We start from the raw sequence: 24,064 nt of genomic DNA, 5'->3' as shown, positions 1-24,064 counted from the left end.
TTATAAATATAAAGGCAATGGCACAGTATATTCTTCATAAAGCAGACACCCGGGGGCATGATCATCATGACTGGCTGGACAGCCGGAAAACATTCAGTTTTGGCGATTATTACAATCCCAGGAGAATGGGTTTTGGCGTATTGCGGGTACTGAATGACGACACGCTACCTGGTGGTAAAGGATTTGGGCAGCATCCGCATGACAATATGGAAATTATCAGTATTCCATTGAAAGGAAGCCTCAGGCATGAGGATTCGGCTGGGAACAAGGCCATAGCAGCCGCAGGAACCATCCAGGTAATGCATGCCGGCAGCGGCTTGTTTCATAGTGAATACAATAACAGCAGCGAGGAGGTAGCCGAATTTCTCCAGATTTGGGTCTATCCTGAAAACCTGAATACGCCGCCGAGATATACCTTGGGAGAGCTGCCGCTTCATGCAGAAAAAAACCAGCTGCATACGTTTATCGGGCCCAATAATCCCAATGGGATAGCTATTCGCAAAGATGTATGGTTCAGCATCGGGCTTTTCGATTACGGTGCTTCATTTACTTATCCGGTACATCAGCCGGGTAATGGTGTGTATGCTTTTGTAATAGCCGGCCGTTTCTATATCGATGGGAAAGAACTTTCCGCAAGAGATGGACTGGGCATATGGGAGGCGGAGGAGATCGAAGTAAAAGGACTAAGCGATGATGCCCGCCTGCTGATAATGGAGGTACCCATGATCATTAACCCGCAATAATATATTGCTATGAACAACCACTTAAAACTGCTCGCCGTTGGATACGATCCTGCTATCATGCAGGTGGTAGAACGGCTGCTCAATAGTCATACCGGCTGGAATGGTGTTATTGCACTTACCAGGGAGGAAGGGCTGGAAAAATTGCTCAACGAAAACTACGACGCCCTGTTGCTTTGTGTGGGCGTAAGCGCCGACGACGAAAAAGCATTTCACAGTGCCGTCAACAACCATCATCTGTCAACCATCATTATAAGACATTACGGGGGCGGCAGTGGATTGCTGGAAAATGAACTGCGTGCAGCACTCGATCATCAACAATAAAAGTAAAAATATGGAAAAACAAATACTGGGCCTTCACCACATTACCGCTATTGCAGGTGATGCCCAACGCAATTACGATTTTTATACCGGTGTACTGGGACTTAGGATGGTGAAGAAGACTGTTAACTTTGATGATCCGGGGACGTACCATTTCTACTATGGTGATGAGCAGGGTACGCCAGGTTCCATCCTTACCTTTTTCCCGTGGGGAAATATCGCTTCTGGACGTGCAGGGACGGGCATGGCTACCGAAATAACCTATGCCGTACCGCAAGGCAGCCTGGATGTATGGAAAGAGCGGTTATCCCGCTTTAAGGTACCTTTCTCCGAAATAAAAGAACACTTCGGTGAACCCTATCTTGCTTTTACAGATCCCGATGGACTTAATATCAACCTGGTGGTACCCAAAACGCCGGATACCAGGGCACCCTGGCAAACGTCAGACGTAAAGGAAGATATAGCCACCAGGGGTTTCCATAGTACTACTTTGTCCCTAAAAGAAATAGACGCCACCGCCAAGGTGCTGACAGAGATATTCGGTTATCGCCTGCTGGCCCAGGAAGGAAACCGCTACCGCTTTATCACCGATGCGGTGCAACACGCAAGTATCATCGATTTGCTGGCATTGCCGGAAGGACAACGGGGATTAAGTGGTGCAGGTATCAACCACCACGTGGCTTTCAGGGTAGCTAACGACACCATCCAGATGGAATACCAGGAGAAGGTGTTAAGCAAAGGACTACAAATCACGCCTAAAATTGACCGGGATTATTTTTTCTCTTTATATTTCAGGGAACCGGGTGGCGTATTGTTTGAAATCGCGACAGACAACCCTGGCTTTACAGTAGACGAGCCGCTCGATAAGCTGGGTACCAGTCTCAGACTTCCCAAACAGTATGAGCCAGCAAGGGGTGAGATTGAAAAAGTATTACCGGTATTAAAATGATCCTGACATGCATAAAGAAAATATCATCACAGCCGGAAAACCGGTGGCGGCAGCTTCAAAGGCATTGATCATGCTACATGGCAGGGGAGCATCGGCAGAAGATATCCTGTCGCTGGCACAATGGTTTCCTGTTGGCGACTATGCGCTGCTGGCGCCACAGGCAACCAACCATACCTGGTACCCGCAGTCGTTCCTTGCCCCGCCATCGGAGAATGAGCCCTGGCTTTCTTCCGCGTTAAGCTTGCTGAAAAACATGACAGAGAAGTTGCAAGAGCAGGGCATTGCACAGGAGCATATTTACTTCCTGGGCTTTTCCCAAGGGGCCTGTCTTACGCTCGAATTCATTGCCAGAAATGCAGCTGAATACGGAGGTGCCGTTGCCTTCACCGGTGGGCTGATTGGAGATCGTATATATCCCGAAAACTACAATGGAACGTTTGAGGGCATGCCTGTCTTCATCGGTAGTTCCAATCCTGATTTCCATGTACCGGTGCAACGGGTACATGAATCCACTGCCGTCTTACAAAAGATGGGCGCCCGCGTAACGGAAAAGATCTATGACAATATGGGACATACCATCATCGAAGATGAGATCAGGCAGGCCAACGAACTGATATTTAGTTAGCCGCTATTTCTTTTTGTGCATGGTGCTTCTCACTTTGCTCAAAAATTCTGGCGATACCCCCAGGTAACGGGCTATCTGGTTCTGTGGTACACGTTGCACTACCTGGGGGTATTTTTCGAGAAAAGCGACGTACCGCTGTTCTGCGGTTTGTGAAACAAGGCTATGAAAACGCTTCTGCAATGCAAAGAGGGATCGCTGTATCAGCAGCCGGAACAAGGTCTCAAACTTGGGTATTTTTTCATACAGCGCCGCTTTGCTCTTATGGTCAATGACCAGCAATTCGCAATCTTCGAGCGATTCAATGAACATATTGGAAGGCGTCTGCGCTGTAAAACTGTAGGGATCACTTACCCACCAGTCTTCTATGGCAAAGGAAAGTATGGTTTCCGTACCATCATCGCTCAGGTAATAGGTGCGGATACAACCTTTCACGATATATGCTTCGAAGTCGCATATATCGCCATCCTGCAAAAGATAAGTGCGTTTTCTCACCCGCCTGAACTTGAGCAGGGAATGAAAGAGCTGCCGCTCTTCCGGTGTGAGCGATATGATACGGTCCACGAATTGATCAATCTGTTCAAACATAGTCTGTTAAAGATAGGTTATTAGTACTTGTGCGCTTGCCATTTCCCGGTAAATACGCGATACCCTATAGCCAAACCATATACCTGAATGCAATTAATTGATTATTATATAGTTAAGATCATTTAATGAAAATGCCATTTTACGATATATCGTAATTTTATGAAAGCTTTTGTATTATTGTATGATGAACACAGACACTGGTGCTAAAAAAGATGAATTTGAGAACCTGCTTTGTTTTTCCAAAGCAGTAGCCGCTGCACGGCACCGCTCCGATCTTTGGGAAATCGTCAATGAACAATTGCTGGAAAATATTGGTGCCAGCTATTATACGCTTTGCCTGATCAACGAAGATGCTGCCACCCACTCGCCATTTCTATACAGCCCGAAAAATAAAATAAGGTCCGTTACCGGCGAAAGCCCGGTGATGCTGCTACAGCATCCTATTCATGACGGGATATTTGACATGGCCATTGACGAGGAAGAGCCGGTGGTACTCAATATGCAAAGCCTGGTACGCCGGAAAGGAATTCCCACATATATCATACACTGGTACAATGTAGGCGTGAAAGAAATCATGCTTGTAAGGATTTGTAACGGGAAAGCACCCAAAGGCGTGCTGTATTTGTATGCATTGAAGACGGGCGTTTTTCTAAAAAGCCGGTTCAGTTTCTTCAAAGGTATGGCTGATCAATTGGGAACGGGGATATCCAACATACTGGCCAATGAAAAAGTTGAATTACAGCTGGAAGAAATCCGGAAGTACAAGACCCAGCTGGAGCAGGAAAACAGCTATCTGAAAGAAGAACGAAGGAAGGATAAACAGCTTACAGGTAAGGCGATTGGTAAGTCTCCTGCTATGCGAAAAGTATACGATCTCGTTTCAAAGGTAGCGCCTTCGGATGCTACCGTATTAATCCTTGGAGAAACGGGTACCGGTAAGGAATTGATCGCGCACCAGGTACATGATGCCTCTCCGCGGCGCGACAAGCTCATGATCAAGGTAAACTGCGCTGCCATTCCGGCCAACCTGTTGGAAAGTGAATTATTTGGCCATGAGAAGGGTAGTTACACGGGCGCCCTGGAGAAGAGAATCGGCAAGTTTGAACTGGCCAATAACAGTACGCTTTTCCTGGATGAGATCGGGGAGTTGCCACTGGAAATGCAGGCGAAATTACTGAGAGCTTTGCAGGAAAAAGAGATTGAAAGAATTGGTGGAAAATCGGTAATAAAAGTGAATGTGCGCATTGTTGCCGCTACCAACAAGAACCTGGAAGCTGAAATTGTGGCGGGCCGTTTCAGAAGCGATCTATACTATCGCCTCTGCGTGTTTCCGATCTCGCTGCCACCATTGCGGGAACGCAGAGAAGACATACCTGAACTGGTTGCCTTTTTTATCGAAAAATATGCAGTCAGTAGCGGCAGAAAAATAACTGGCATTGCTCCTAAAGCACTGGAGAAATTAAAGGCTTATTCCTGGCCGGGAAATATCCGGGAGCTGGAGCATTTGATTGAGAGGACGGTGCTGCTTACTGCTGCTGGTACCATCACTGAGATAAGCCTGCCCACCCGGAATAAAATATTGTTTGCCTCATCTGACCCTGAAACGCAGGTACGTCCATTGGCAGACGTGGAGCGGGAACATATCCTGAGGATGGTGAAGTTGTCGAAAGGAAAAATATCCGGAGTTAATGGTGCGGCCGCCAAATTGCAATTACCCTCTACCACCCTCATTTCAAAAATGCAGAAGCTGGGAATCAGGAAAGAACATTTTATTGATACCGGAAAAGAATAAGGCTATGGCTTGTTGGCGGTGAGACTGCCAGACAGGTCCAACCTGCGGGAGGTAAACGCCCAATAAGTCCATAACCCGGCACATAATATTAGGGCGCCGCTAGGCCAGCAAAAGGAAAGCATAAACGCCGATAAGTGTATGGGGATACCATACTCGTAATTTCTCCTGATTTTTTTAACAGCTGCCGCGCTGATCTCCGGTCGCAGCAGCGTTTTATTCCGGCTGGCAATGCCCCATAGTAAATTAAATGCCAGGTTAATCAGTACAAATAGGCCGGTATAAACAGCTACAGCCACCGTTACTGACGGAGTGCCATAATACCTGGCCAGCAAGGCAGTAGGATAGGAGATACAGGTGGCCAGAAACAGAATAAGCCCATTGGCAAACATCAACGTACTATTGCGCCGGTAGATCTGCTTAAACATCTTGTGATGGTTGACCCACATAATGAAAATACTGAAAAAAGACAGGCTGAATGCGAGGAAGGAAGGCCACTGCGCCAACAGGCTGTTTATCAGTGCCTGCGGATTATTGTTACTCTCAGCCACAGGAATGCGTAATTCCAATACCAACAGGGTAATAGCGATGGCAAAAACCCCATCACTGAATCCTTCTATTCTCGCCGTTTCTTTTTCCATTTACGGGTTATTTATAGGTGGTTTTTATACCCAGTTTTTTCATTTTTGAATACAGTGTTTGTGCAGATATATTGAGAATATCTGCGGCGCCCATACTCCCGGATACCCGGCCATTACAGGCTTTCAGAACTTTCATAATATGTGCTCTTTCCATTTCCTCCATGGTTTCCAGCTTTTCTGCTGTTTGCAGGAGTGGCATTTGCGTAACCGGGATTTCTATGGCATCGATTTGTTCGCCGGCTGCCAGGATAAATTGTCGCTCTAACACGTGTTCCAGCTCCCGGATATTACCGGGCCAATCATATTGCCGGAGCGTTTGCCAGGCTGCCTCGCTGACAACGGGTACTTTTTTGCCGGCTTTGTCTGAAAATTTTTTAAGAAAATAAAGCGCCAGCGGCTGGATATCTTCTTTGTGTTCGCGCAATGGTGGCAATGCAATGGGAAATACATTGAGCCGGTAATATAGATCCAGCCGGAATTTCCCTTCAGCCACTTCTTTTTCCAGGTTCCTGTTGGTGGCTGCAATCACGCGTACGTCTACTTTAATCAGCGGACCACCGCCCAGCTTTTCTATTTCTTTTTCCTGGAGTGTGCGGAGCAGCTTTACCTGTGCATCCAGCGGAAGTTCCCCAATTTCATCGAGGAAAAGTGTACCGCCCTGTGCTTGCTCAAATTTGCCGGTGCGTTTTTGAACGGCTCCTGTAAATGCGCCTTTTTCATGGCCGAATAGTTCCGATTCCAACAAGGTAATGGGCAGCGCTGCGCAGTTGACGGTGATAAATGGTTTATTTTTACGGAGTGAATTTTTATGAATGGCGCGGGCAAAACGCTCTTTGCCGGTGCCGCTTTCGCCGAGCAGCAATACAGAGGTATTGGTGGCAGCCACTATTCTCGCCTGGTCCTGCACTTTTTTCATGGCGTTGCTATTGCCGATGATATCCGGATCAAACATTGTTTCCACAGGCGCGGAAGGTGCTTCCCTGATCATGCCGGTTTCCACGCCATAGCGGTAACGGGCAATATCGAGCATGACGAAAAGGTCCCGCTCACGGAATGGTTTTACCAAAAAACCATAAGGCTGGGTGGCTTTGGCCGCTTCCAGTGTCTGTTGGTTGGTATTGGCAGAAATGTATAGAAAAGGAATATGAAGCTGCAACAGTTCTTTGGCCAGTTCAATGCCGTTGGTAGGTGTTTTTAGGATGATGTCGAGCAGCACCCAGTCGGGCTTCTTTTCCGTAATCAATACCCTGGCTTGTTCCACGGAAGCGGCGATACCGCATACATCGTAGCCGCCTTTCATCAGCATCATTCTCAGGTCATTGCCTACAATGAACTCATCTTCTACAATTAGTATTTTTTCTTTGTAAGCCATACTTTTAGTTTACCTGGTTGATTGATCTTGCTAAAAACAGCACCTGTATAGAAACACCTGCCGGGCTGCTGTTAATACTGAATGACCCCTCCAGTTGCTCTGCCAACCCTTTCATGAGGCTCATGCCCAGCGATCGTGATTCTTCCGGAACAAAATGTGCTGGTAGCCCAACACCATTATCTGCAATGATAAGCGAGCAATATTGTGCTTCATCCTTTTTGCAGGTGATCGTCACCGCGCCTTTCCGGTTGCCGGGAAAGGCATACTTAATGGTATTGCTAACGGCTTCATTCAGAATTAGTCCGAGTGGAACGGCCTGCACTACATCCAGCAACATCACATCACTGTTGATGGAGAAGGATATCCTGGAGCCGTTATCGAAGCTTTCCTGCATAAAACCCGCCAGTTCCCGGATATACCAGTTCATATCGATGGCGCCGAGGTTGTCCGTGTGGTACAACCGCTGATGGATCAGCGACATGGCATACATGCGGTGCTGGCTGTTTTTGATGGCGGCAATGGCGTCGGCATTGTCGAGGTACAGCGACTGGGTATTCAGCAGGCTGATGATGATCTGGAGATTATTTTTTACGCGGTGATGTATTTCTTTCAACAGCCATTCTTTTTCATCTACCAGTTTTTGTAGCAGTTCGTTTTGTGTATTGATAGCTTCCTGCTGTTTTTCCAGCCGGAAGGTGGTTTTCTTCTTCAGCCGGTACCGGTTGTACAGCAGCGCCAGGATGAGCAGCAGCATACAAATACTTCCCATGATCACGTTGCGGAATACCCTTCCTTTTTGTAAGGACACTTCTTGCAAGGCACTTTTCTGGGTCAGCAGCTGAATGTCTTTATCTTTTCTTTCTGTTTCGAATTGCAACCGGAGCACATCCAGCTGTTTGCTTTGGTTGGTGCTGGTTACGGAGTCGGACAGTTGTTTATAACGCTGAAAGTGGGTGAGGGCGCTGGAAAGATTGCCCAGCGCGGAATCGCTACGGAAAGCGAGATAGGCTGCTTCTGCCTGTCGTACCAGCCCGGCAGGTGCATCTTTCACGGCTTGCTGATATGCGGCGAGGTATTGGGCGGCATCACGGAAGCGGCCTGCTTCCTGCAGATAGAATATTATTGCCAGCCGCACCGCCTGAATAACTACTTTGCTGGTAATTCCTTTTTCGAGAAGTGCTTTCAGTTTTTCGTAATGAGGAGCGGCTTTTTGCAATAGATGCAGTGCGGCATAATCTTTCAGGTAACTCATTTCCGCTTGCGCGGTTTCCGTTTCGCCGGGAGCTATACCCAGGTTTCCGACAACACGCAGGGTATCCAGGCTACGGCGATATTCTCCCCCAAGCCGCAATGCATCTGATATATTTAGCAGCATAGACCTCACCGTACCTGTATCATGAAGGCCTCTTGCATGGGCCAGCGCTTTGTCAAAATAATCAAGCGCCTGGTCGTAGTAGTGTACGCTGTAGTAGTTCAATCCTACGCGATTGTAGATGGTAGACATCAGCGGTCCCTGTTCGTCCAATTTTTCGGCAGTTTCCACTGCCAGCAAGTTATAACGGAGGGACTGTACAAAGTTGTTGGACCCATGATATACTTCCCCCATAATAGAATACAGACCTTGTAATCTTGGGTATCCTTTCTTTTTGTAGATCACCAGGGCTTCTTCGAGTACTTCTTGCGCATGGATATAATCTCCGTTTACCTGCAGGAGATCTCCGACGAATTCTTTTAGCTGAGCAGCGGATAGTTCATCCCCATTTTCCAGGTAGATGGCTGCTCCCTGTTGATACAATTCAATTTTATGGGGAAGGTCATTGCTATTGTTGGAGTAAGTGCCGCCCAGTTCAATGATGGCCTGTGCCTTTTCTCTTATCGTGCCATATTGGGTCAGTAATACCAAGGCTTCTTTACTACTGGCTCTTCCCCGGTCTGCATGTCCTGATTCACGGAAGGCCTTGGCCCGCAGCAATTTGCTCAGGCCAAGACCTCTGGTATAATTAATTCGCCGGCTGCTGGCTTCCATTTGATCTGCCATGCGAAAAGCCATGTTCATGTCTTCTTCCCTGGATTCCGGTTTATCAAGGAATGCCTCGCCCACGCGCAGCATCCTGGCAATGGTGGCGGTATCCGCCTGGCCATTCCGGAGTAGTTCATTTGCCTTTTTAACGTCAATGTCCGACTGGGCATGTGTATACGCCGGCAGCAGCAGGCATATGAATAATACCTTCCACCGGGAGTTGATCATGAATTGTAGCATAGGTTTATCCTTCCGATTTTTGTCCCTGCAGGTAGCACGCTACGATGGCCACACCCGGTAACATCATGGCGCTTAGTCCCACCCAGCGGGAGAGAAGCGCGCCAATGATACAACCGGCCAGGAAGCCGCCAATGGTAACAGCCTGCTTTTGCAGGCCAGACAAGGACAACTCATTCCCGGAAAGACCTTTCCGGATGATATTTCCCAGGTCCAGTGCAGCCTGTGTAACATTGCCGGTCATCATGGTGGTAGGACCATGTGTTTCTTTGGCAAAAAGTTTTCCGAATGCATTCTGCAAACCCATTCCCAGCACGGTCGCCATCACGATGACGTAGGTCACCAACTTATCTTCCCATGTGGTTAAAAGAGGCAGCAGGAATGCTGCTAATCCGCAACCCAGCAAAATTAGGCCTTCTACCAGCAATATCCGGTATTTTTTAGGAGATTTTTCCGCCAGCCAGCCGCCCATCATCACAGCGATGACGAATACCGGGAAGGTGATGAGCTTTATCCATGCGGCAGTATTGGTGTTTCCAGACGATACCTGCGCGGCAAACACAATGAAGTTGCCGGTAACATGGGCGGAGAAGATGGAATCGCCGGAGATAAAGGTGGCGGTATCGCAATAACCTGCCACCCATGCCAGGAGGAAGGTGACCCAGTTGATACTATGCTTTTGTTCTGTCATGCCGGTGATTTGTTTATATAGATAATTTATTCCAGGTGTGCTCTCAGCATCCAGGCCATTTTTTCGTGCGTTTCCATCAGCCCCGTAATATAATCGCTGCTGCCTGCATCATGGAAGGCCGTAGCATAATCGTTAATATTTTCCCGCAGGTGTATCAGGATGCTTTCATGGTCATGTAACAGGTCTTTAATAAACCCGATACCATCATTTTTCTCGCGACTCATTTCTGAGAGATGGGTAAGCGACAGGAATTCTTTTAGCGTAGCCGGTGGAAAGTGGCCCAGGGTGCGGATGCGTTCTGCCATATCATCTATGATCTCTTCCAGTTGCTGGTACTGGCTTTCGAAAAACAAGTGCTTGTTATGAAAGTCAGGCCCCGTTACACACCAATGTGCTTTGCGTGTTTTAGTATACAAAATAAATTCATCTGCCATTATTTTGCCAAGTGAATGAGATACGGCAGCGAGATGCGCTTGTTTAATGCCAATGTTAACTTGCATGTTGAAAATTTAGAAAAGGTGATATAAAAGTTGTACGTCGATAGAATAGCGGCCAGGCCCCAACGCCAGCAACAGTAAAAGCGACAGGGTGTACATATAGGGCACATCCCGTATTTCAAGATTGTCGTTCCGGTGTACGATAAAATAACCGATAGCCGTTACACCAATAGTAGGCAGGATGGCGAGCCGGGTAAATAATCCCAGGGCCACCAGGAACGGAACGACGGTGTCAGAAAAGGTGGCTACCAGCCCGTTCAGTTGCTCCGGCAGGTGCAGCGGATTGGGAACATGTTCCCGCTGGCCATTTTCCAGGCGGAATTTTTTCATACCATGTACCCGGAACAATTCAAAGGCCAGCAATACCCGGAAGGCCAGCAGAGCATAATTGTTGACGGTATTGCCGGCGTCTGAAAACAGTATATGGCGGATGATTTCGTTCATAAAAGAAAGTTTAGAAAGCAAAACAGGAACAACCAAATACGCCCCAGAATGCACTGTAATTATTAACAGGAATATGGCTTAGTCTCGCTGTATTGTGCTCATGTCCGTGAACGTTGCAGCTGCCGGCGCAACAATGTACCTGGCTGGTGACAGCGGCTGTTGCTGTTCCAACATTGCTTTTCGCACCGGCATAATAGCCGCCGAAGTGCTTCACCGGCGACCAGTCTGGCAGCACAGGAATGGGAGCAGGGGAGAAACGGGAAAATTCACCGCTGCTGAATACAATCTTCCCGCCTACGATGGTCAATACAGACTCGATGTGTTTAATGGCTTCTTCCGGTACTTCAAAAAAGTCGGCATCGAGTACAGCCAGGTCCGCGAGCTGCCCGGCTTTGATACAACCTTTACTGTCCTGCTCCCCGGAAAACCACGCGCTTCCACGGGTGTACAGTTCAAGGGCTGTTTCCCGGCTTAGTTTAGTGGTATCATCATATAACTGTTGACCTCCCACCGTTTTGCCGGCTGACAACCAATATAGCGCCACCCATGGATTGTAACTGCTTACGCGGGTGGCATCGGTTCCTGCGCCTACCGGCACACCTGCCTGTAGCATCCGTTTTACCGGTGGTGTATGTGCCGCTGCAGCTTTTCCATATCTGTCGGTAAAGTATTCTCCCTGGAAGGCCATCCTGCTTTGAACGGCAATGCCGCCACCCAGCGCTTTTACCCGGTCTATGTTTTTTTCATCGATCGTTTCGGCGTGATCAAATATCCAATGAAGGCCGTTGAAGGGAATATCCCTGTTCACTTTTTCGAAGACGTTCAGAAAGCGGGTGATGCTTTCATTATAAGTAGCGTGCAAGCGGAAGGGCCAGCGGTTTTCCACGAGGTGGCGCACCACTTTTTCCAGGTCTGCTTCCATGGTTTCCGGCAGATCAGGTCGCGGTTGCAGGAAGTCTTCAAAATCGGCCGCAGAAAATACCAGCATTTCACCGGCGCCATTGTGCCGGTACATATTATCTCCCTGGTGAAGCTTTACGGTGCTGGTCCAGTTGCGGAAATCTTCCAGTTCTTGCTTAGGCCTTTGCGTAAACAGGTTATAGGCAATGCGAACGGTGAGCTGTTGTTTTTGATGAAGCTCGCTAATCACCTGGTAGTCGTCGGGGAAGTTCTGAAACCCGCCGCCAGCATCAATTACGCTGGTGATGCCAAACCTGTTCAGTTCCGTCATAAAGTGACGGGTGGAGTTGACCTGGTGTTCAAAAGATAGCTTCGGTCCTTTTGCCAATGTGGAATAGAGGATCATGGCATTGGGACTGGCCAGCATTAACCCGGTAGGTTCGCCGTGGCTGTTTTTTTCGATCACGCCGCCGGGAGGGGCGGGGGTATCTTTGGTAAAGCCCACCGCCCGCAGGGCGGCACTGTTCAGGAAGGCGCGGTCGTACAGGTGCATGATGAAAACGGGTGTATCTGGTGCGATCGTATTGATTTCTTCCAGGGTCGGCATTCTTTTTTCTGCAAACTGATGCTCGGTCCATCCGCCTACCACTCTTACCCATTGGGGAGCGGGCGTGATGGCCACCTGCTTTTTCAGCATGGCCAAAGCATCGGCCAGGGAAGGAACGCCATCCCATCTGAGTTCCAGGTTATAGTTCAGGCCACCGCGAATGAGGTGAATGTGAGAATCGTTCAATCCCGGAATAACCCGTTTCCCTTTAAGGTCTATTTGTACGGTTTCGTTCACGCCATATTGCTGAAGAATGGTTTTATCATCGCCTACGGCAACGAATTGACCATCGCTGATGGCAACGGCGGTAACCCGTGGCTGGGATGGATCTACGGTATGTATTTTCCCATTGTATAAAACGATGGATGCTGCTTTATTCATGAGTGGGTGTTGAGTGGTGGAAGGATGCAATGGCGGCCTGGATGCCTTCTCCGGCAATTTCAAAAAAAGCGGGTCCGGCCAGCAGCGTAGCTTTTATGACTGGTTTTGCAGGGGCAAGGTGATGTTGTTGCAGGTAGCGTTGTGTGCGACAGGCGTTGATGATGCCTTTGGTGACGTTGCCCGCTACCAATGCGGTAGGTGAGTCGATGCCGGCGTCTTTGATATCACTGGCAAAGGCAAAGCTGGTGACGCCCATATGGCTGGCTTCCCGAAGCGCCACTGCACCCACATTAATCATCATGTCGGCATTAAACTGACGGCGGTCGCCCAGACCAATCAACAGCAGCCTGGGAGCTTTCAGAGCGCCTTTAGGAGGAGTGATCAGCAACGTTTCGAGGTAATGCCCTTCAAACTTTCCACTTTTTCTCAGTTCGGTGAGCTGCCCTTTCAGCGCCTGGTCGAGATGTACCATCCCGTTGAGCGCAGCCGGTAAAGCCGGGGAATTGAAAATATCTCCCTCCGTATATTCAAACACGCAGGCTACCTGCAAGGGTGCAACAGCGGCGCCGGGACCCTGCACTAATCCGATGATGGATATCCCTTCCACTTTGCCCCATACTTTGGCAGTGCCTATTGGAGTAGTTTTAACAGCATCGACAGCCTGCTGACCCATCAGCGAAACGGTCTGCAACAAGAGAAAAGAGGCACTCATAAAGGTGATGAGCGCTTTGTGATAGCGGGTAATAAATGTGTTGTTCATGGTTTATCGTTTTAATATGCTAAAATTTGAAGCTGAGCCGGGTGTTGATAAACAGGCCATCCTTTGACGCAGGTATCACGTCCCGGACAAAGGCGCCCGGCTGGAAATATTGAATGCCCGAGTTGAATGCGATAAATTTGTTCACGTTGTACACAATGCTGGCGAGATAGGCAGTGCCGATATGCCTTTCCGCAGAGGTGGCGCCAGGAAGATTGAATCCTCCGCTGGGCCTGTAGATGCCATCCTGCAGTGAGTATCGCCAGTTGAGCACCACATCCGCCTGTGCCATTATTTTTTTACCAATATTGACAGTGGCATAGGGGTGTAGATCGATGAGATTTACCGGACCAATTTGCGGACTGAATCCGAAATATCCGCCTTTGGGATAAAGCGGGTTGAAAGACTGGAGGTTCCCATCTCCTTTACGCCGGTCTCCCGAGATATAGTCATTACGCAGGCTGATAGCCGGTTTCCCGGGAGTATTTTCAAACAGGTAGCCTGCTTCAACGGAGGCAGTCCAGGCATTGATAGATCCATTTCCAAAGGAACCGCATTGCCAGGCGGCTTCGAGGTTATAAATAAATCCCCCGCCGTATCGCCATATCCTGGTGCCTATGGTATGACGCAACTCGCGCTGGAGGCCTTCTTCAAACAAGGACTGACTACGCTTAATACCGATGTAATACAGGTCAATATTGGGAAAAGCGGGAATAATGATTTTACTGTATATTCCCCAGAGATTGATTGCTTTGCTGGATGTATTATCAAAGGCGCCGGTGTTGATGGTATCAGCCATCATGGCAAAGCCATCGATACTCCAGCGGCGGGTGGTGTACATCAGTTTGGCGCCATCAAAATACAACCGGAGATTAGGTCCTTCTCTCACGGAAATGAGCCTGCCGCTGCCATAATCGAGTTCCTGCCTGCCGGCGCGGAGTAGGAGTTGTTGGTCTTTCCTTTTAATAAGTGTGGCGTCAACGAACAAATTTTGGATGTTCAAATGGTCTTCATCAATAGGGCGCGGGCCATTTTTTCTCCCGGTTTCCCAGGCGCTTCTGATTTGTGCAAAAATCCGGAACCGCTCATGCAGGTGAATGTCCGCGTGAAGGTCATAACGTTGCAGGAGAAAGCGATTATGCCCAATGCCCAGCCTGCCCCAGTCTTCGTTGTTAAAGTCGACATACTCTATCCTGGCCGACCCTCCGAATGAAACGCAGGCGCTGCCATCTTTGGATAAGCGATTGTATTTTATTTTCCGGTAGAAATTACGGGTGGAGTCTTTTATGAAAGAATAGTCTTCGTCAAAGCGCATTAGTTTGAAACTTTGCCCCGCAGCCTGGATAACAGGCGAAAGACAAACTATAACAAGTATGGTTACACGAACGAGACGGGAGCGGCTTTTTACAGGCAATTGGAACGGTTTTAACTGATAATTAGTGTTTCAGCATATGGTGGGCATAATGGATACCGATGCCATAAGCGCCGCCATATTTTTTCATGAGATCAGTAACCGCCTGATAGGTTTCCTGGCGGGCCCAGTCACGCTGCAGTTCCAGCAGGTATTGAATGGAAGTCATCGGTTTCACGCCGGCATGCACCATCCTTTGAACGGCGCGTTCATGGGCTTCGGTGCTTACATCGCCACAGGCATCGGTGATAACGTATACATCATAGCCTTCATCTAGTGCCGACAGGGCAGGGCCTACAATGCAAACGCCTGTCCACAGCCCGGCCATCACAAGTTTCTTTTTTCCTTTTCCGACAATGGTTTTGTAAGCGGCTTCATCTTCCCAGGTATTCATGGAAGTACGGTCGATGTAGCCGGAGGTAGCCTGTGGGTAGAATTCTTCAATTTCGGGAAATACAGGACCGGAGAAAGATTGCTCCGCTACAGTGGTCACCACGGTGGCAACATTAAATATCCTGGATGCACCGGCAATGACGGCAGTATTGGTTCTTAGCTCATTCAAAGCAATGCTTTTGGTAGCAAAGCCCATTTGGCCTTCAAAATCGATCAGGATAAGTGCGTGGTTGTCGGGAGACAATAAGTGGGTAGATGGTTTCATTTTAAAAATTTGCTCCCGGTGAGGCAATTCAGATGCCTGTTTGTATAAAATTGATTATCAGTTGATTATAGGTATTTTGATGAATTTAATTTTTACGTTATTTCGTAAAATTATGAACAGCGCAGAGAAAAGGTGCGTCTTTTACGAGGGAGATGGTTGCAACAAACTATTGCATATCGATTTTTAATGTATTAGTTTAAGTGCCGGATTTATTTCCTCCTCTTTTCGTTAAAACTTTATTCAGCCAATGAGCAAAAAAATAACCTCCAGAAGAAAGTTTTTGCAGAACGCCGCTGCATTATCCACCTTTTTTATCCTGCCACGGCATGTACTGGGCGGAAAGGGTTTCCTGGCGCCGAGCGACAGGATTAACATTGGTTTTATTGGCGCCGGTCACCAGGCGATAGGCTTACGGGACCGTTTTAAGGCAACAGACCAGGTGGAGATATTGGCGGTAGCGGATGTATATCAGCGCAAGGTGGATGAATTCATTAAGGCGTTGGGCGGGAAGCGCGATAAGTCCTGTAAAGGATATGGTGATTTTAGGGAGATATTACAAAGGAAAGATATCGATGGAGTGGTGATTGCCACACCCGACCATTGGCATGCTGTGATGGCGGTGAAGGCAGCTGCCGCGGGCAAGGATATTTATTGTGAGAAGCCGCTGGCGCTGTCGGTGAAAGAAAGCCGGGCAATGGCCGATGCGGCAAAAAAATACGGGCGTATATTCCAGACCGGTAGTATGCAGCGCTCTGCGCGTGAGTTCCGGCAGGGAGTTGAACTGGTGCGCAATGGTTACATCGGGGATATTAAAGAGATTAAAATCAGTGTGGGCGACGGTCCACGGCCGTTTGACCTGCCTGCGGAAACCTTGCCGGCTGATCTCAACTGGGAGATGTGGCTGGGGCCAAATGAGTATGTGCCCTATAATAACAAACTGAATCCTTACCCCAGTGCTTCACTGTGGGCGGAATGGCGTTACTATAAAGGCCTCGGCGGAGGCTTTCAGGCCGATTGGGGCGCACATATGTATGATATTGCGCAATGGGGATTGAACATGGACCATTCAGGACCGGTAGCGATCTATCCGCCGGATGGCCAGGAACATCCTTACCTGACTTATGTTTACCAGAACGGTGTGGTGATGACGCAACATGATACCGGCAAGAAAAATATTGAATTCATCGGCACCAAAGGAAATATTATCATTGAACGCGGTAAGCTGGAAACGAATCCGTTGGCGCTCCGGGATACGGTTATCGGCGATGGACAGCAAAGGGTACATTTCAGCGACAATCATTACATAGACTTTTTGTCGGCCATGCGCGACCGGTCGAAACCGGTGGTAGCAGATGCAGAAACCGGGCACCGGACTTCCTCCGTTTGTGCATTAGGTAATATTGCCTATGAGCTGAAACGCCCGCTGAAGTGGGATCCTGCAGTGGAAAACTTTTTGAACGATAAAGAAGCTGATCAGTTATTAATGAGGAAGCTAAAAGGAGAGTGGACTATCTGATGATGGGAAGTCATATCGGACAATAGATAAGATTTATTATTTTTGAAACACCGGGAAGAACAGAGGTGCCCGGCTATTCCAACGATGCAAGCAATTCCACCAAGTGAAAATGAGCTACTGAAGCGGTTGGCTGAGGGCGATGCCACAGCATATCGTGAACTGTTCGTACGTCATTGGGATGCCGTGTATTCTTCTGCGTTATTGCTTTCCCGTTCTCCCGATATAGCAGAAGATATTGCCCAGGAGGTGTTTGTAACACTTTGGGAAAAACGTGCACAATTAGTACAGGTAGAGAAGCTGGAATCATATTTTTTTGTGATGGCCCGCAACCAGCTTTATAGCCGCCTGCGTAAATTATCCTCCCAGGATGCTTACCGGCGGTACCTGCTCGACTACCACCAGGAAGTGGCTCATTCAGGGGCAGAAGCCAGGGCAGAGTTCAAAGAACTGGAAGGCGCCATCCATAGCGCTATCCGCCGTTTACCTCCCCAGCAACAGAAAGCTTTCCGGATGAGCCGCTTTGAAGGTAAAGGGCATGAAGAGATTGCGCAGGCCATGGGCGTATCCCGCATTACTATCAAGAGCTATATTGTACAGGCATTAGCGTCTCTCCGTAAATTCCTCGCCCATTATCCCGGCGTTCCGTTACTATTGTACTGCGCGCTGCAACTCATTGTTTGCGGATAAAAAAAATTTTCCAACCGGCACCTCCTTCTTTTCCAACCAGGCGTCTTTACTATATAACGTCGTATACCGGCTATGGAATCAACACCTTTATCAACCCTGATCATACGATACCTCAACGAGGAACTGAGTGAGGAAGAAACCCTCCGGCTCTGGGAATCCCTGCGGGAGGGCCATGAACAGGAAGAATGGCAGGAGGCCCTGCTGGCACTGTTACAGGACAATACCCGGCATGGCTATGCTGACCCGGAGCGGATGGAACAAATATACGCTGCCATCCGGCCGGCTGAAACGACCATTGTACCAGTGACCCGGCGTCGGTGGATATACCCGGCTGCTGCCGCTGCTGTCTTACTGATGATAGTTGGGACGACCACCCTGTTCCGCCACTTCCGCAGCCGGCAACAGCCAATAGCCGTTTATACGCCACCGCCTGCACATGGTGTAGTGCCCGGCAGTAACAAGGCTATACTCACCCTGGCAGATGGCAGCACCATTACGCTCGACAGCACCGGCAACGGCGCGCTTGCGCAGCAGGGCAATGTACAGATTGTGCAGGTAGATAGCGGGCAGCTGGCTTATAAAGCAAATGGCAGCAACATTTCCGGGAGCCTGCAATACAATACCCTTTCCATTCCACGCGGGGGGCAGTTCCGCATCACCTTACCGGATGGCACACGGGTTTGGATCAACGCAGCATCCAGCCTGAGTTATCCAACCGCCTTCACAGGGGCCGACCGTACCGTACAGCTCACAGGAGAGGCTTACTTTGAAGTGGCTGCTATGCCGGGAAAACCTTTCCATGTAAAGGTGAACAACATGGATATACAGGTGCTGGGTACCCACTTTAACGTAATGGCCTATACGGAAGAAGCAGCCATCAAAACCACGCTGCTGGAAGGCGCCGTGAAAGTAAATGCCGGCGGTACACAAACCACGTTACGCCCGGGGCAGCAACTGCGGATGGACCAGCAGGGGCAGCTGGCCGTTATCGACCAGGTGGATGTAGATGAAATCGTTGCCTGGAAGAATGGGTACTTCCAGTTTTACCATGAAAAACTGCCGGGTGTATTACGGCAAATCTCCCGTTGGTATGATGTGGACATCGCTTATGAAGGCGGTGTTCCTGACCGGGAATTCGGCGGTAAAATTTCCCGGAACAGCAGCATAGAAGAGGTACTGAAAATACTCGCGTTAAGCAAAGTTCATTTTAAGATAGAAAACAAGAAGATCATTGTAATACCATGAAAATAAACGTTATGAAAGATGAGTAATTAACATCGCGGGGCTCAAAAAGAAACCGGAAGTGTTGGAGCACTCCCGGCAGGCATTTGGGTAACCCATGAAAATCGTTCCACGACTCTCTCTCCCTGGTTTTTATACCGGGACGGGGCTTTTATTACCCAAACAAATCAAAAGTATGCAATTTAATTCTATTTGCAGGCGACCGGTCCATCAACCAAACGGTATCGCTAAAATGTTTCTGGCTATGAAATTGTCAGCCGTCATCTTATTATGCGCCTGTTTACAGGTAAGTGCCAGGGGCTATTCCCAGAATGTGTCCCTGTCTGAAAGGAATGCGCCACTTGAAAAAATTTTCCGTGCCATTGAAAAGCAAACCGGGTACGTCTTTTTCTTTGATCACCGCTTGCTCGATAAGGCCAGCCGGGTGACAGTAGACGTAAAGTTAGCACCCCTGGAAAAAGTACTGGAGCTGTGTCTCCGTCAACAATCGCTTGCCTGGAGCATCGTGGGACAGAACATTGTCATTGAATCGGTGGAGACCAAGCACAACAACCTACCTGCCGCTCCGCTCCAGGAACAGCAGGAAGTAACCGGGCGTGTGACTGGCGCCGCCGGAGAACCACTGCCCGGCGCCACCGTGGTGGTGAAAGGCAGCAAGACCGGCACGCAAACTAACACCGATGGCTATTTTAAATTAACAGCTCCCCGTACGGCCGTTCTCGTTATATCCTATATCGGCTACAAGCCCCAGGAGGTGTCTGCCGCTGCAAAACAGCCCTTACTGATCCGGCTGGATGCTGACGTTAACAACGCTACTGAAGTTGTGGTGATTGGCTATGGCACCGCCAAAAAAAGTGATCTTACCGGCTCCGTATCACAAATAAAGTCTGCCGACATCACGGCGCAACCTAATACTAATATAATGCAGGCGCTCAGTGGCCGGGCACCGGGCGTTCGGGTGATCCAGAACAATGGCGCTCCCGGTAGCGCCATCAGTGTGCGCATCCGCGGAATCAATTCTATCATGGGGGGAAACGATCCGCTATATGTCATCGATGGATTTCCGTATAATGGCAATCCCACTTTCTTACAGCCCTCAGATATTGCATCGATGGAGATCCTGAAAGATGCCTCTTCCACGGCTATCTATGGCTCCCGTGGCGCCAATGGCATCGTGATCATCACCACCAAAACAGGGCGCAAAAAAGATCCTACCAATGTGGAAGTAACCGCCGGATATACCATTCAGTCGGTTTCCCGGAAAATGAAACTGATGAATGCCCAACAATATGCCACCCTGTATAATGAACAGGCAGCCAATGATGGCCTGGCGCCCTATTTCACGAAAGGACAAATCGACTCGTTTGGACTCAATCCCGGTACCAACTGGCAGGACCTCGTGATGCATAATGCGCCTATCTATAATACCAGTGCTACCGTCAGCGGCGGTTCAGACAGAACCCGCTTTTCCCTCTCCGCCGGCATGTTCCTGCAGGATGGTATTGTACGCAACAGCGATTATAAACGCTATTCTGTACGCGGCAGCATAGATCATGATATCAGTAAAATTTTCAACGTGTCGTACAATGCTACGTTAACACGTATGAATACACGTAGCCAGAATTCCAGCCTCGGCAACCGTGGTAGCGACCTCATCTCCGCTATGCTGATGGCGCCGCCCACACTCACACCTTATCTGCCCAATGGCAGCTACCGCCGGCTCAATACAGCGTATCCTTTTATTTCGAATGCAATCATCAACCCGATGATACCGCTTAACGAGATTTCCGACCGCCTCAAAGGAGACCGGGTGTTTTCCAATGCAGCGCTGACCATCAAACCCTGGGCAGACCTCTCCCTCCGCATCTCCGGGGGGATCGACAACCTGAACGACAGGTCTGACTATTATGCCAACATTGAACCTTCTACCAACTCTGTAGGATCGGCCACGGTTAAGACAACGCAATCGACCAGCCTGCTCAATGAAAACTTGTTGACCTACAACAAAAAGATCGGGATACATAATATCAATGCCATAGCCGGTTTTACGTACCAGGATTTTGTGCGTACCACCATGACTGGTTCCGGCATTGGTTTTCTCAGCGATGTAACGCAAACAGGTTCCCTCGGCAGCGCGGGCACACCTGGCGTTCCGGGCAGCAGCTACGAAAAATGGGTACTGCTCTCTTACCTGGCCAGGTTGAACTATACCCTGATGGACAAATACCTCTTTACGGTGAGCGTACGCCGGGATGGATCTTCGCGTTATTCGCCGGGTAATAAATGGAGCAATTTCCCTTCCGCTGCCATCGCATGGAGAGCCGGTGATGAACCCTTCCTGAAAAATTCAAAGGTCATATCTGACCTGAAGGTCAGGGCCAGCTACGGAGCTACCGGCAGTGCCGCTATTAGCCCCTATCAGACCATGAACCAGCTGACGCCTGGCAACACCATCTTCGGAGATGCATTGTATACCGCTTTTGCACCCGGCACGGTGATGCCTGGTAACCTGAAATGGGAAACTACTTACCAGGCAGATTTTGGTGCAGACGTAGCGCTGTTTCATGATCTGGTGCATTTTACCGCTGATTTCTATCATAAAAGAACAAAAAACCTGCTGAACACTGTGCAGTTGCCCGCTTCCATGGGATATCGTATGACGTTCCAGAATGTAGGCGAGATGGAAAACAAGGGAATGGAATTTTCTGCTGATGTAAATATTTTGCAGAAGGCCGTTACCTGGAATGTGAATGCCAATATCTCCTTTAACCGCAACAAGATTGTGAAATTGTACAACGGACAGGATATCTTCGGCAATACGTTCTATACCGGTTCGCTGAATGATTACGTCAACCTCCTGCGGGAAGGCCAGCCATTTGGTATCTTCTACGGCTACGAAGAAACGGGCTACACGGACAAGGGGAACCTCCAATATGCCGATCTTAATAAAGATGGGAAGATCAGCGCTGCCGATAAAACTTACATAGGTAATCCGAATCCTGACTTTACCTATGGGTTCAATTCAGTGACCAGCTACAAAGGATTTGAATTGTCTGTCTTTATTCAAGGCTCCAAGGGCAATGATATTTTTAACCTGAACAAGGCCGCCACATTGGATCTGGGCATGGGCCTGAACCTGCCGGAAGATGTGGCTTACGATCACTGGACACCGGAAAATACCCACACCAAATATCCAAAGATCACCCGTACACTTGCCGGGAATGTATCTACGCGCTTTGTAGAAGACGGTTCTTACCTGCGGTTTAAAAACATACAGCTGGCGTATAACATCCCGCTGGAGAAAATGCATGTAAAATGGTTTAAGAAAGCGCAGGTGTACGTGAGTGGCCAAAACCTGATTACGATTACACGCTATTCGTGGTATGATCCGGAAATCAACGCTTATGGATCGCTTACAGCGCCGGGCGCGCTCAGCTCTGTCAACCAGGGTATTGACTATGCTACCTATCCTACCAATAAGTCGGTAACGTTTGGTATCAGGTGTGGTTTTTGATTTTCCAACCTTTCAATTTTTGTTATGAAATATAATATCCTCGCTATATTGTCAGTACTGTTGTTTGCTTCCTGTGCCAAACTGCTGGAAGAAAAACCTCAGTCGATTGCCGCAGAACAGTTTTACAATAATGCAGCCGAAGTACAGGCCGGTTTGAATGCCATTTATACGCCTATACGTGCAGGAGGGTCCCTGGGAGCGCTTTACCAGGTGCAGCAGGAGATCTATACCGAGTACATGTATGGCCGTGGCAGCCATGCACCGTTGAATGATTACGTAGGGCTGGATAACAATAACATCACCCGCACAAACGATATGTGGGCGACATTTTATGAAGCAATTCGTAATGCGAATATTGTGATCCAACGGACGCCTGCCGGAAAAAATCTATCGGATGCAGACAAAAGCAAGTTCCTCGCCGAGGCGAGGTTTATGAGGGCTTTAATGTATTTTTACCTGGTGCGTAATTGGGCAGGCGTGCCTATCCGCACGGAAACTAATATGGATTCTCTGAATGTGCCGAGAGGCTCCAAAGCAGCCGTGTACCAGCTGATCACAGATGATCTGTTGTTTGCAGAAGCCAATCTGCCAGACGCTGGACGCCTGGTCGGCGCCCCCTCCAAATGGGCGGCAGGAACAGTACTCGCCGACGTATATATGAATCTTGGTGACTACCAGAAAGCCCGCGATAAAGCGCTGGCAGTAATCAGCTCCAATAAGTTTTCCCTGGTAAATGTGACCGTGGCGGCTGATTTCGATAAACTGTTCGGCCCGGATATTATTACTACACCGGAAGAAATTTTCTATATGAAATTTTCCCGGCAGCCCAACGGGCAAGGGTTTCAGTATCCGATGTACGCCCATTACCCGGGAGCCGGATACTATCCTCCCGGTGGATATTATACCTTGTACAGCGATGCGGTGAACAACACTTTTGTACGCGACTGGGACAAAAAAGACCTGAGATATGAGTTTAACTGGTACGTACAAACGTTTGGCCTGGGGCCAAGTACTATCCTGAACAAAAAGTTCAGCGACAAAACTACCACCACCGCGGCAGGCAACGATTACCCGATGTACCGCTATGCTGACCTGCTGCTGTTTTATGCCGAATGTGACAGCCGTGTCAATAATGGACCGACTGCGGATGCACTGGAGAAACTGAACATGGTACACCGGCGCGCATACGGTAAAAACCCACAGGTGGCCGATGCCACGGTTGATTTTAAACTGGCGGATTATGGAAGCCTGCAGGCATTCACAGACCAGGTAGTAAAGGAACGCGCCTATGAAGATTGCAGTGAAGGTAAGCACTGGCTTGACCTGAAGCGGCTGGGTATTGTAAAAGAAGTGATTAAGGCGGTGAAAGGAATTACAGTAGCAGATAAGCACCTGCTATGGCCTATTCCTACTACTGAATACAACTATAATAAAGCGATTGACCCGATCAAAGACCAAAACCCTGGCTATTAAAAAAAAT

Annotated in this window: 21 protein-coding genes; 10 read left to right on the top strand and 11 right to left on the bottom strand. The window is 48.8% G+C overall.

Annotated elements, in window-relative coordinates; genetic code table 11:
- Positions 1-17: 17 nt before the first annotated feature.
- From HGH90_RS00485 to HGH90_RS00470, 4 genes are read left to right on the top strand one after another with little or no spacing between them, the layout of a single operon-like run.
- Positions 18-743, top strand: coding sequence for a pirin family protein (locus tag HGH90_RS00485; protein ID WP_168765551.1), 726 nt, complete (start codon positions 18-20; stop codon positions 741-743).
- Between the two features lie 9 nt (positions 744-752).
- Complete coding sequence (locus tag HGH90_RS00480) at positions 753-1,064, top strand: hypothetical protein (protein WP_168765550.1); 312 nt, start codon at positions 753-755, stop codon at positions 1,062-1,064.
- Positions 1,065-1,074: 10 nt separating this feature from the next.
- Positions 1,075-2,010 (top strand): ring-cleaving dioxygenase, encoded by a 936-nt coding sequence (locus HGH90_RS00475; RefSeq protein WP_169190094.1) that lies wholly within the window; start codon positions 1,075-1,077, stop codon positions 2,008-2,010.
- A gap of 7 nt (positions 2,011-2,017) precedes the next feature.
- Entirely contained in the window at positions 2,018-2,635 is a 618-nt protein-coding gene (locus tag HGH90_RS00470; protein WP_169190093.1) for an alpha/beta hydrolase, read from the top strand.
- Between the two features lie 3 nt (positions 2,636-2,638).
- Here the strand turns inward: HGH90_RS00470 and HGH90_RS00465 are convergent, their stop codons facing one another.
- On the bottom strand, positions 2,639-3,220 hold the full coding sequence (locus HGH90_RS00465; protein WP_168765547.1) for a Crp/Fnr family transcriptional regulator: 582 nt from the start codon (positions 3,218-3,220) through the stop codon (positions 2,639-2,641).
- Between the two features lie 181 nt (positions 3,221-3,401).
- On the opposite strand from HGH90_RS00465, the gene HGH90_RS00460 reads away from it, so the two are divergent.
- A complete protein-coding gene (locus HGH90_RS00460) occupies positions 3,402-5,012 on the top strand; it encodes a sigma 54-interacting transcriptional regulator (protein WP_169190092.1) in 1,611 nt (536 codons plus the stop codon).
- Between the two features lie 2 nt (positions 5,013-5,014).
- Here HGH90_RS00460 and HGH90_RS00455 read toward each other — a convergent pair whose 3' ends face one another.
- From HGH90_RS00455 to HGH90_RS00410, 10 genes are all read right to left on the bottom strand, one after another.
- The gene (locus tag HGH90_RS00455; protein ID WP_169190091.1) at positions 5,015-5,650 is read right to left on the bottom strand and encodes a TMEM175 family protein; all 636 of its coding nucleotides are present in this window, start codon (positions 5,648-5,650) and stop codon (positions 5,015-5,017) included.
- A gap of 7 nt (positions 5,651-5,657) precedes the next feature.
- On the bottom strand, positions 5,658-7,022 hold the full coding sequence (locus HGH90_RS00450; protein ID WP_169190090.1) for a sigma-54-dependent transcriptional regulator: 1,365 nt from the start codon (positions 7,020-7,022) through the stop codon (positions 5,658-5,660).
- A 4-nt stretch (positions 7,023-7,026) separates the two neighbouring features.
- Positions 7,027-9,282: a histidine kinase dimerization/phosphoacceptor domain -containing protein gene (locus HGH90_RS00445; RefSeq protein WP_169190089.1), complete on the bottom strand. Its 2,256-nt coding sequence runs from the start codon at positions 9,280-9,282 to the stop codon at positions 7,027-7,029.
- 4 nt (positions 9,283-9,286) lie between these two features.
- Positions 9,287-9,970: a YoaK family protein gene (locus HGH90_RS00440; protein WP_168765542.1), complete on the bottom strand. Its 684-nt coding sequence runs from the start codon at positions 9,968-9,970 to the stop codon at positions 9,287-9,289.
- A gap of 26 nt (positions 9,971-9,996) precedes the next feature.
- A complete protein-coding gene (locus HGH90_RS00435; RefSeq protein WP_168765541.1) occupies positions 9,997-10,470 on the bottom strand; it encodes a Dps family protein in 474 nt (157 codons plus the stop codon).
- Positions 10,471-10,479: 9 nt separating this feature from the next.
- Positions 10,480-10,911, bottom strand: a complete 432-nt coding sequence (locus tag HGH90_RS00430) for a DoxX family protein (protein ID WP_168765540.1) — start codon at positions 10,909-10,911, stop codon at positions 10,480-10,482.
- A gap of 10 nt (positions 10,912-10,921) precedes the next feature.
- Positions 10,922-12,799: an amidohydrolase gene (locus tag HGH90_RS00425; protein WP_169190088.1), complete on the bottom strand. Its 1,878-nt coding sequence runs from the start codon at positions 12,797-12,799 to the stop codon at positions 10,922-10,924.
- Positions 12,792-13,559, bottom strand: a complete 768-nt coding sequence (locus HGH90_RS00420; protein WP_211172561.1) for a M17 family peptidase N-terminal domain-containing protein — start codon at positions 13,557-13,559, stop codon at positions 12,792-12,794. Before HGH90_RS00420 ends, HGH90_RS00425 begins: the two co-directional genes overlap by 8 nt.
- Positions 13,560-13,578: 19 nt before the next feature.
- Positions 13,579-14,871 carry an alginate export family protein gene (locus tag HGH90_RS00415; RefSeq protein WP_169190087.1) on the bottom strand — a complete coding sequence of 431 codons (1,293 nt, stop codon included), beginning with the start codon at positions 14,869-14,871 and terminating at the stop codon, positions 13,579-13,581.
- A gap of 121 nt (positions 14,872-14,992) precedes the next feature.
- Complete coding sequence (locus HGH90_RS00410; protein ID WP_169190086.1) at positions 14,993-15,625, bottom strand: hydrolase; 633 nt, start codon at positions 15,623-15,625, stop codon at positions 14,993-14,995.
- Positions 15,626-15,872: 247 nt separating this feature from the next.
- On the opposite strand from HGH90_RS00410, the gene HGH90_RS00405 reads away from it, so the two are divergent.
- The 5 genes from HGH90_RS00405 to HGH90_RS00385 all read left to right on the top strand — a co-directional run bounded on the left by HGH90_RS00405 (position 15,873) and on the right by HGH90_RS00385 (position 24,057).
- Entirely contained in the window at positions 15,873-17,141 is a 1,269-nt protein-coding gene (locus HGH90_RS00405) for a Gfo/Idh/MocA family protein (protein ID WP_168765536.1), read from the top strand.
- A gap of 84 nt (positions 17,142-17,225) precedes the next feature.
- Positions 17,226-17,828: an RNA polymerase sigma factor gene (locus HGH90_RS00400; RefSeq protein ID WP_168765535.1), complete on the top strand. Its 603-nt coding sequence runs from the start codon at positions 17,226-17,228 to the stop codon at positions 17,826-17,828.
- A gap of 72 nt (positions 17,829-17,900) precedes the next feature.
- The gene (locus HGH90_RS00395) at positions 17,901-19,073 is read left to right on the top strand and encodes a FecR family protein (protein ID WP_168765534.1); all 1,173 of its coding nucleotides are present in this window, start codon (positions 17,901-17,903) and stop codon (positions 19,071-19,073) included.
- Between the two features lie 241 nt (positions 19,074-19,314).
- Complete coding sequence (locus HGH90_RS00390; RefSeq protein ID WP_168765533.1) at positions 19,315-22,584, top strand: TonB-dependent receptor; 3,270 nt, start codon at positions 19,315-19,317, stop codon at positions 22,582-22,584.
- A 24-nt stretch (positions 22,585-22,608) separates the two neighbouring features.
- Positions 22,609-24,057, top strand: a complete 1,449-nt coding sequence (locus HGH90_RS00385; protein ID WP_169190085.1) for a RagB/SusD family nutrient uptake outer membrane protein — start codon at positions 22,609-22,611, stop codon at positions 24,055-24,057.
- The last annotated feature ends 7 nt before the right edge of the window (positions 24,058-24,064 follow it).

This window comes from Chitinophaga sp. Ak27 (assembly GCF_012726295.1).
In the GTDB taxonomy this organism is placed as follows: Bacteria; Bacteroidota; Bacteroidia; order Chitinophagales; family Chitinophagaceae; genus Chitinophaga.
Note: the sequence above shows the minus strand (reverse complement) of the source record. Positions and strands in the feature narration are given on the sequence as shown.